The organism is Nordella sp. HKS 07, from assembly GCF_011046735.1.
Classification (GTDB): Bacteria; Pseudomonadota; Alphaproteobacteria; order Rhizobiales; family Aestuariivirgaceae; genus Taklimakanibacter.
Genome location: NZ_CP049258.1, coordinates 3,854,814 through 3,864,485, shown reverse-complemented (window position 1 = coordinate 3,864,485; position 9,672 = coordinate 3,854,814). Strand labels below are relative to the sequence as shown.

5 protein-coding genes are annotated in these 9,672 nt (G+C 59.2%); all 5 read left to right on the top strand.

Going from position 1 to position 9,672, the window contains the following annotated elements; all coding sequences use genetic code 11:
- Position 1: 1 nt before the first annotated feature.
- Genes G5V57_RS18180 through drmC form a run of 5 tightly spaced genes read left to right on the top strand, consistent with a single transcriptional unit; the run spans position 2 to position 9,431 of the window.
- Complete coding sequence (locus tag G5V57_RS18180) at positions 2-448, top strand: hypothetical protein (RefSeq protein WP_165168988.1); 447 nt, start codon at positions 2-4, stop codon at positions 446-448.
- On the top strand, positions 449-1,654 hold the full coding sequence (locus G5V57_RS18175) for a restriction endonuclease (protein WP_165168987.1): 1,206 nt from the start codon (positions 449-451) through the stop codon (positions 1,652-1,654). It abuts the gene before it with no gap.
- 6 nt (positions 1,655-1,660) lie between these two features.
- Positions 1,661-6,832: a DISARM system helicase DrmA gene (gene drmA / locus G5V57_RS18170; RefSeq protein WP_165168986.1), complete on the top strand. Its 5,172-nt coding sequence runs from the start codon at positions 1,661-1,663 to the stop codon at positions 6,830-6,832.
- Positions 6,829-8,670 carry a DUF1998 domain-containing protein gene (gene drmB / locus G5V57_RS18165; RefSeq protein WP_165168985.1) on the top strand — a complete coding sequence of 614 codons (1,842 nt, stop codon included), beginning with the start codon at positions 6,829-6,831 and terminating at the stop codon, positions 8,668-8,670. The genes drmA and drmB overlap by 4 nt, the downstream gene beginning before the upstream one ends.
- A gap of 23 nt (positions 8,671-8,693) precedes the next feature.
- Positions 8,694-9,431 (top strand): DISARM system phospholipase D-like protein DrmC, encoded by a 738-nt coding sequence (gene drmC / locus G5V57_RS18160; RefSeq protein ID WP_206530067.1) that lies wholly within the window; start codon positions 8,694-8,696, stop codon positions 9,429-9,431.
- Positions 9,432-9,672: the final 241 nt, after the last annotated feature.

Below are 9,672 nucleotides of genomic sequence, written 5' to 3'. Positions count from 1 at the left end.
AATGGCCGGTCTGACCACCGAGCCACCCGTCAGGGCTTGGATCGTCAAGAGGGTGCCCGGCTCGCCCCGTTATTCCGTGCGTATCGGCGTCGGGCCGACAACTCACAGTGCAATCGAGGAGGACCAATGGGCCGTCGTTCTGGACGATAGCGTCAACGTCTCCGAGGTGGGTCGTATCCCTCGCATCCGCTCGGACCTCGATGCCGTCACGATCGATTTCCACCATCGCCCCCTTAGATCCAATGATGCCGCTCAAAGAGCGGGGATTGTGGCGTTGAGGCTGCGCTCATCCAGCGACATCCTTGTCAACGATCCCAAATGTGCCCTGCTCGCGTGCATCGATGAGGGGCACAAGGACGAAATCAAACAAGTTCCGCACGGTTTGGAATCCGCTAAGCCAGAGGAATCGATCATCAAGCGTGGTCGCTCGATCGGACGGTCGAACTAGATGCCTCGAATTATTCCATATTCGGCACTACCGAACGCCGACCTTTTTGTTGATGCCGTCTATGAAGGTGATGCGGGCGGACAGCTGGTCGGCGAAGCGCTCTCGAGACTACTGCCTGGAATCGGAAACCGAGGCGGCTTTCGTGCTGCGGGCCGTGGTGAGAGAAAGAGCCTGGTAATCCTTTATACGAGCGGCGAGGATCCCGATTGGCCCGACAATTTGGATACGAGCACTGGCAAATTCAGCTATTTCGGCGACAACAAAAGCCCCGGTCACGAGCTTCATGATACACGGCGGGGCGGCAATATGATCCTCCGGCGCGCTTTCGATAATCTCCACGGCACACCACCAGATCGCGCGTCGATCCCACCATTTCTTGTTTTCCAAAAATATGCGACGCCGATCAGCTCGAGATCCGTGCAGTTCAAAGGACTGGCTATTCCCGGCTTTCCGGGGCTCACATCAAATGCTGATCTCGTCGCTGTCTGGAAGACGACCGAAGGCAAGCGCTTTCAGAACTACCAAGCCGTCTTCACTGTGCTGGACGTAGCTGTGGTTCCACGCGCCTGGCTGGCAGACGTAGCCGCCGGAAGCCCAATGTCCGCAAATGCACCAGGCACTTGGACCGAATGGGTCCGTACAGGCCGAAGCCGACCACTCTGCGCCGAAAGCACGACAGTTATTCGAAGCCAGGAGGCGCAGACGCCGGAAACTGACGCAAAGAAGTCAATACTGGGGATCGTATACAGCCACTTTGAGAACTCGCCCCATTCGTTCGAATTCTTTGCGGCCCGCATCTTCCAGATGCATGACCAGCGGGCCATAGTCGATGAAATTACACGCGGAAGCGTCGATGGCGGACGCGATGCGGTTGGACGCTATCTGCTCGGTTTGTCGGACGATCCCGTCTATGCGGAGTTTTCCCTCGAAGCCAAATGTTACCGCCCCCCACTTGATGATCGAGGGCCTAACACGGTCGGGATCAGGGAGGTGTCACGGTTGATCTCCCGCATTCGCCACCGGCAATTCGGCGTGCTAGTCACGACGTCGGTGATTGCCAGGCAAGCTTATGAGGAAGTCCGCGAAGATCGCCATCCGATCATCTTTCTTTCCGGCAAGGACATTGCCGATATCCTGGTGACTCATGGCTACAACACGCTGGACAGTGTAAGAGCCTTTCTCCATACAGAGTTTCCGTTGGAATAGCGACCCATGGCGACGATCGCACTTGCTGGTAGGGCTGGCGTTGACGAGATTCAAGCGGCTATTGGACAATGTGAGCCCGCTGACCAATCCATCGTAGTACGCGTCGCCAGCGACTGCTTTCTAGAGACAGGGGCAATTGGGCTCCTGACGAGTTGGCTGCTCAGCCAGAAGTCTGCCGGACGCACGATTCATGTTTCGGGCGATGGGCCATCTATCATTTATCTTGCGCGAATGAACTTCCACCAGTCTCTTGGGCTGGCGGAACCTAACCATCGACGTTTGCCGGAGGCCGGCCGTTTCATTCCTATCCTCCTAGTGAAGGACGGCGAGGCGGTCTTCGAGGCCGTCAACAGGATCGCCGATATGGTGCTTCAGCAATTCGATGACGCGCCCGCATTCCTGCCAGCCTTCGAATGGGCGGTAAATGAAATCATCGACAACATCTTTATCCATGCCAATTCCATGAGCCCCGGTGTGGTCTGCGCGCAGCTTTTCCCCCAAGAGAAACACCTCGACATAGCGATTTGCGATGGTGGGATCGGGATCCGAGGATCCCTCTCGGGATCCTTCTCCCTCGACAGCGATAAAGACGCGATCGAGATGGCTCTACGTCGGGGCATCACGCGCGACAAGGCGATTGGCCAGGGAAACGGAATGGCCGGCAGTCTCGAAATCCTTCGGAAGAACCACGGCTCGCTTTCCGTCTGGTCGGGTTCGGCGACATACGAGATGCGCGGAGGTGGAGACGGTCACTTTCGGAATGGACCCCATATCTTGGGGACCGGTGTACTGATGTCTTTCGATCTTGACCATCCCGTTCCTCTCGGTGAGACCTGGATCGGGGAGCGTGGATCCGTCTTCATTTTTTCTGAGGGAGAGCGGGTGGCGGATCGCGGCATCATCATTCGCGACGAGTGCAGCCACACGGGCAGCCGTCCTCCAGCAACCCGAATCCGGCGAAAGGTCCTCGCGCTGTTACCTGAGGTCGAGGGGCCTATCAAAATCGATTTCACTGGCGTGAAATCGCTTTCAAGCAGCTTTCTCGATGAACTGCTTGGCCGGCTCAATGCTCAACTAGGCAATGAACGCTTCAATGAGAGGATCATCGTCACTGGGCTCACGGAATTGCAGGTGAACATGGCAAATAATGTTATCGGACAGCGTTTGGAAGACGAGGCAAGTTTGAAGAGCTCTGTGGCAACAGCGATGAATTCCTGGATAGCGCCGGATTTGGCCGAGGGCCGAAGCCAGTCGCCTTATATCCTAGAGTTCAAAGGCGATCCAAATCATTTCGGCGGTATTCACGAGGGGGATTGGGTGTTGGTCGTCTCGCCGGTGGAGAACAGGATCTCCCGCATCTGCCAAGTGCTGCGCATTCGCTCGACTGAGACGAAAACCATGCTCCTCCTCGCGCGAAATGCGATAATCGAAGAAACAGCCTCATTGAACGACCTAGGGCTGTCACTCGTCTCATCTGGACGGATCCAAAGGCTCGACTGGCCCTCTTTCGTCTATGCGACGCAGAAGCTGACAGGCGATGCACCCGAGACGATTTCACTGATCGAAGACGTCGTTTACGTGCGGGATATTTTGGAGCTGGCCGTACGAGACGATCTCCTCGGCCCGGCGGGAGGACCGCACGAGCTTATCAATGACATGAGCGTCCGCGACCGTTACCTAGTGGGGAAGCTCGCGCCGCGTCGGCCGGACGACGATGAAGCGCCCCGAGTCGAACCGGCTGCCGCTGCGGATGAGGTTGGCGATCTCGAGGACGAACGAACGGCGCCGATCCACGAACCGGGCGCAGAATTCGCTAGTGCATCTGGGCGGGTGGAGCCCGAAAGTGACGCACTCGATGAGATCGACACTACCAACAACCAATCCCTCGTGCCGTCCAGTATGGGTTTCACTTTTTGCGTCGCACCGGATGTCAACACGATCGCGGTCGAAGCCCGATGGGGGCGCTACGAGCGTGTGCCCAACGAAGAGCATGATGTCGTCAAGGTCCGCAAGAACCGTGAGACTGGCAAGGAGGAAGAAAACAAGGTCAGGGTGTGGAAGCGGATTCCGTGCGGTGGTGTCGTCTCATTGTCGCTCTACGACGGCCAGATAAGGCCTTCTACGCCTGATCGGGAGCAGCCGGACGTCCGCCTCCAAGGCACAGTCCGGACGAACAATAAGGGGGAACGGCTGATCACACTGTTCCTGGTCAACGGCCAGGTAGAGCCGGACGACAACAAGGATCGCGCCTGGCTGTTTCAACCGGAAATCGTTGTTACCGCCCCAGATGGTCTCGACGAAAAATCAGTCTTCCGGCGGCGCCCGACCAACGAAATCATCGTCGACGATCCAGAACGCGACCGACTGGCGCTGATCTATCGCAATCGCCTCGAATTTGCCGTCGGGCACGGCGTGTCGGTCCACGCTGAAACGACACCCGAAAATTCGACGAAGGCGCATCTTATCCGTACCGAAATCATCCCTCGATACGAGGTCGCTGTAACGGAAACGCCCGGACTTGATCCCAGGGACCGCCCAGCCACGCGGCGTATGGTCGACGACGACTGGCTCGACATGACCTGGTTGGCGGAGGTGGCGCCGGACGCGCTGCGAGAAGCTCTCTCGTGCCTCGTCGACGACTACGCGGTTTGGATCGTCGAGCAGAAAACGCGGCTGGGAACCGAGGTCACCGACTTCGACGATCCAGGAAAGGACGTCATAGAACGCTGCGAGGACATCCTGCGCCGCCTTCGGGACGGCATGGACACTCTCTTTGCGGATCCCAAGGCGCTGGAGGCGTTCCGCTTCGCCAACCGGTCCATGGCGATGCAGCGTATCCGAAGCATCTACGCTCTTAAGCGCAGACGAAACGAGACCGTGGATGTGACCACGTTGGACGTGACGAAGAACAGATCGTGGCGCCCGTTCCAGCTGGCATTCCTGCTACTGTCAATCCCGTCGCTCGCCGATCCGACTCATCCGGACCGGACGAAGCCGGTCGAGGCGTTCGCCGATCTGCTCTGGTTCCCGACGGGTGGCGGCAAGACCGAGGCCTATCTCGGCGTGGCGGCGTTCGCCATGGCCATGCGCCGCCTGAAGAATGATCTGGGCGGCCTCGACGCTTCCCGCGGTCTCGCCGTCATCATGCGCTACACGCTGCGGCTGCTGACGCTGCAGCAGTTCCAGAGGGCAACGACGCTACTCTGCGCGATGGAAGTCATCCGTCGTGCAGACGACAAGACGTGGGGCAAGGAACCGTTCACGCTCGGTCTCTGGGTCGGCAATCGTGTGACACCGGGAACGACCGAAGCGTCTCACCAAGCGGTCCAGGCCATTCGCAACAACGATCGTAACAAGGCGGGTATCGCTTCGCCTGCACAGCTGACCAGCTGCCCTTGGTGCGGTTCGGAGATCTCCGGTGGACGCGACATCGAGGTCGACAGGATCGCCGGCAGAACGCTGATCCACTGCGGCGACAAGCTCGGTAGCTGCGATTTCTCGAAGGCGAAGTCCAACGGCCAGTCTCACCCGGGGCTTCCCGTGAAGGTCGTCGACGAGGAAATTTATCACCGCCCACCGACGATGATGATCGCGACCGTGGACAAGTTCGCGATGATGGCCTGGCGCCCTGAGGTGCGGAACCTGTTCGGCCGCGTCGATCAGGAGTGTGGACGCCATGGCTTGCTCTGGCCGAGCCACGGCTGTGGCACCGGGCACCGAGCGACGGGTTCACATCCGGCCGCCAGCGTAAAGCAGGTACGTGCCATCAGGCCGCCAGACCTCATCATCCAGGACGAGTTCCATCTCATAAGCGGCCCACTAGGCACTATGGTCGGTCTGTACGAGACGGCCGTCGACGAACTGAGCAGCTGGACTCTTGGCGACACGAAGGTTCGCCCCAAGGTCGTCGCCTCCACCGCGACCGTGCGGCGGGCCGATGATCAGGTGCGCAATGTGTTCATGCGCCGTATCTCGGTGTTCCCACCTTCAGGCCTGGACGTCGAAGACAACTTCTTCTCGGTTCAGAGACCGATCAGCGAAAAGCCAGGGCGGCGGTATATGGGTATCTGTGCACCCGGCAGCTCGCGTCCTGCGGTGCTGATCAGGACCTACACGGCGTTCCTGACCGCCGCGCAGGCACTGTTCGATCGGTTTGGGCCGGTGGCCGACCCCTACATGACGCTCGTCGGCTACTTCAACTCTCTGCGTGAACTCGGCGGGATGAAGCGCCTCGCAGAAGACGACGTCCAGACGCGTTCCTTCCGCGTGAGCATGAGCCTCGTCGATCGACCGGGCTTGTCGCAACGTCGGGTCGACGACGTCCGCGAGTTGACGTCGCGCGTCTCCAGTCACGATATCCCGCGCTATCTCGATCAACTCGAAGTGCCCTTCGACGGGACATTCGATTCGGCGACAGGCAAATGGGCCTCGAGCAGGAATCCCGGAGATCCCCGTCCGATCGATGTCGTCCTGGCGACGAATATGCTTTCGGTCGGCGTCGACGTGAACCGGTTAGGCGTCATGGTCGTCAACGGCCAGCCAAAGGGCACAGCCGAATATATCCAAGCGACCAGCCGCGTGGGCCGCACGCCTCCTGGCTTGGTCGCCACCGTGCTCACGTGGGCGCGGCCGCGTGATCTCTCGCATTACGAGACGTTCGAACAATATCACGCGACCTTTTATCAGCATGTCGAGGCGCAGTCGGTCACGCCCTTCTCCCCCCGAGCGCTGGACCGCGGACTCACCGGTGCGATGCTCTCGATCATGCGCCACTCCTACGACCCGTTCGCCCCGAACACTGGTGCTGGTGCGATGAACAGCCCTAGTCGCAGCGAAATGCGGGAAACCATTCGAGCCGTTGCTGCCCGGACGTGGGAGGTCACCGAAGACGCCGGCAAGAAGACTTTGACGGAGGCGGAGCTGAAAAGCCGCGCAGACGAATGGGCCAAGGAAGCCGGCGTCGGCGGTCGCACGCTCGTCTATCAGAAATATGGTGCGGGTCCAACGGCTTATCCGCTGCTGGAAGCACCTGGCGTCAAGCCTTGGACCGATTGGACCGTCCCGATGTCGATGCGGGAGGTCGAGCCCGGAGTGAGATTGGTGATGGAAGATGCTCGCTCGACGAATGATCCGGCATGGCGAGCTCGGGTGACCCAAGCGGACGAGGACAACGCATGAGCAAGACCCCCGTAGGCGAGATCCGGCCGAGCCAGCTCCTGTGGACCTACGGTCCCGGTGCGCTGATAGACCTGCCCAACCTCTCGGTGGTCACCATGGGGATCGACCGTTGGGAAAAGGATAGATGCCAACCGATCCAGGAAGCTCGCCTGCTGGCGAACGTGCGAAGCGCGCTCGGTCCGCAAGTAGACTCCTTGCGTATGCCGCCGATCAGCGAACGCGACATCGTTGATCCATTCTCCGCCGCTGCACTGATCGGCGTTCCAGTGAAGCCTTTTCCGAGATGGTTGCGCTGCGTGAAATGCGGCCTGCTATCACCATACGACGCCGGCTTGTTCAAGCTGAAGGAAAACAGATATCGCCCGGAGCTGACCCGGTTCGTCCATGAGGGCTGCCGTGGCTCGAAGAATGATCAGCGAGCGCGGGATGCCGACGCCGTGCCGGCCCGCTTTCTAATGGCTTGTCGTGCCGGGCATTTGGACGATTTTGCGTGGAATTGGTTCGTTCACGGCGGACCGAGCGATTGTCGAGCGACGCTGAGATTCTTCGAGAGCGGCGCATCGCTTCAGACCGAGAATCTGTGGGTCAAATGCGATGGCTGCGGCGCCTCGAAGAACATGGCCCAAGCCTTTGGACAGGCTGGCCGGGATAATCTCCCGGGCTGCCGTGGAAGGCATTCGCACGTCGATCGCTTCGACGACGATTGTGCCGAAGAGCCGCGTGCCATTCTGCTCGGCGCCACCAATAGTTGGTTCCCTGTGACCTTGTCGGTCCTCGCCATCCCGCAAACGGGCAGCCCCTTGATCCAACTCGTCGGAGACGGCTGGACATTCTTCGAAGACGTCTCGTCTCCAGACAAGGTCGATCTCGCCGTCAAGATGCTCAAAAAGGCCGCACTGCTTCCCGGCATCGAGCAGTTCACGAACGATCAGATATGGTCCGCCATAGTAGCACACCGGAATGGAACGACCGAAGTCGGACAAAGTGATCTCAAGGGTCCGGAATGGGATATCCTCACCGCCGAGAATCCGCCGACCGACTACCCACATTTCATGAGCAAGAAGGTCGGAATTCCGTCGGGCTTCGAAGTGACGGTCAGACGCGTGCTGCTTCTCGAACGGCTACGCGAGGTGAATGCGCTGCTGGGGTTCACGCGTGTCGAGTCTCCTGACGAAGGAACGGGGGACGCCGCGGCACCACGTGCCCCGCTCGGGCGTTCGGCTCCCGATTGGGTGCCCGCGACCCAGGTCCATGGCGAGGGAATTTTCGTTCGCTTCGACTCTGACGCCCTGAAGTCGTGGGCGAACACGGAAGCGGTCAAATCGCTCGACGCTCGTTTGCGCACGGGTCATCGCGGATGGCGGCACAAGCGAAATCTGGATCCGAATGAAGGCTATCCTGGTGCACGGTATGTGATGCTCCATACGCTCGCGCACATGCTGATCAGGGAACTGGCGCTCGAGTGCGGTTACAATGCCGCCAGCATTCGCGAGCGGGTTTACGCCGAGGTCGACGGCGACAAGGATCAGGCCGGCTTCCTCATCTACACCGCAGCCGCCGACTCTGACGGGACGCTCGGTGGATTGGTCGAGTTGGGTAAACCCGAGAATCTCGGGCGGCTGCTCCACCAAGCTCTGGATCGGGCACATATTTGCGCGTCCGATCCCTTGTGCTCCGAGCACGACCCTAGCAAGGATCAGTCGTTACATGGTGCGGCCTGTCACGCCTGTTCCTTCGTATCGGAGACATCCTGCGAACGGGGCAACAGACATCTTGATCGCGCATTAGTGGTTCCCACCTTGGAATATCCCGACGCTGCGTTTTTTCGGAACGTGTGATGGAGCCTCTATTGAATGCCGTCATGGAACTCGTTTCCCTGCTGTCTCCATCCAAGATCGGAGTCATCGCCGCACGCGTTCGGAGAATGACGCCGCTAATGAGAAATCACGGGCTGTATCGAGTAGTAGGGACACCGGCTGCCCAGGTCGCGCTGGATCGGCTTCTGACTGCCTGGGAACGGGCGTCGATCGCCGGAGATGTCCTGGCTGGCATATTGCTGGGCGCTGCGCATGCCCGCCAAGAGACGCTGCGTGAGACCAGTGTCGAATTCGTCTGGACGGGTCCGACGACTCCGTTCGTGGCAACGAGGCGCACTGAACAAGTGCTCCTGGATATCATTCGGAACGCCCGAACCGACCTCTTTCTCGTCAGCTTCGTCGCGCACGGCGTTTCCTCGATCGTTGATGAACTAAATGCCGCTGCTCATCGCGACATAGAGATTCGAATTCTTATGGAAACGTCTACGAGCGATGGAGGAAGTCTGTCTGTCGATCATATCGCCCCGATGAAGAGGCTTGTGCCTACGGCGTCCATGTATGGCTGGATCAGCAGATCAGCCCCGTTTTCCGAAGGAAAGGTTCATGCGAAGTTGGCTGTGGCCGACGGGAGCATTGCATTCCTGACCAGTGCAAATTTGACCGGCCACGCGCTTGAGAAAAATATGGAAGCAGGCGTCGTAATCAAGGGTGGACACATCCCAATGGGGCTCCGCGCTCACCTGCATTCTCTGATCGAGACAAAGGTCATAAGGCGCGTCTGATCCCTATGGCGAGGGGTCAAACGTGTACGCAAATCAGACCTTATTCAGTGGAACTCCATCGCCGGTTGTAGGGAGGAACCGCCCTCCGCCAATTTTTGACGCATTTATTTGAAATTATTGAGTAACACCCCTGAGCTTTAGAGGTGCCAATCCTTTTGCCATCGAGAAACTCCAGATATTGATTTCGAATGCGCGGGTGGGGAAGGTTGTGATGATTGGGTCGAACGGCTAGCGCTCAACG

Coding starts and splice junctions, on each gene's coding strand:
- G5V57_RS18180 (WP_165168988.1), top strand. CDS start 2: ATGGCCGGTCTGACCACCGAGCCACCCGTCAGGGCTTGGATCGTCAAG.
- G5V57_RS18175 (WP_165168987.1), top strand. CDS start 449: ATGCCTCGAATTATTCCATATTCGGCACTACCGAACGCCGACCTTTTT.
- drmA (WP_165168986.1), top strand. CDS start 1,661: ATGGCGACGATCGCACTTGCTGGTAGGGCTGGCGTTGACGAGATTCAA.
- drmB (WP_165168985.1), top strand. CDS start 6,829: ATGAGCAAGACCCCCGTAGGCGAGATCCGGCCGAGCCAGCTCCTGTGG.
- drmC (WP_206530067.1), top strand. CDS start 8,694: ATGGAACTCGTTTCCCTGCTGTCTCCATCCAAGATCGGAGTCATCGCC.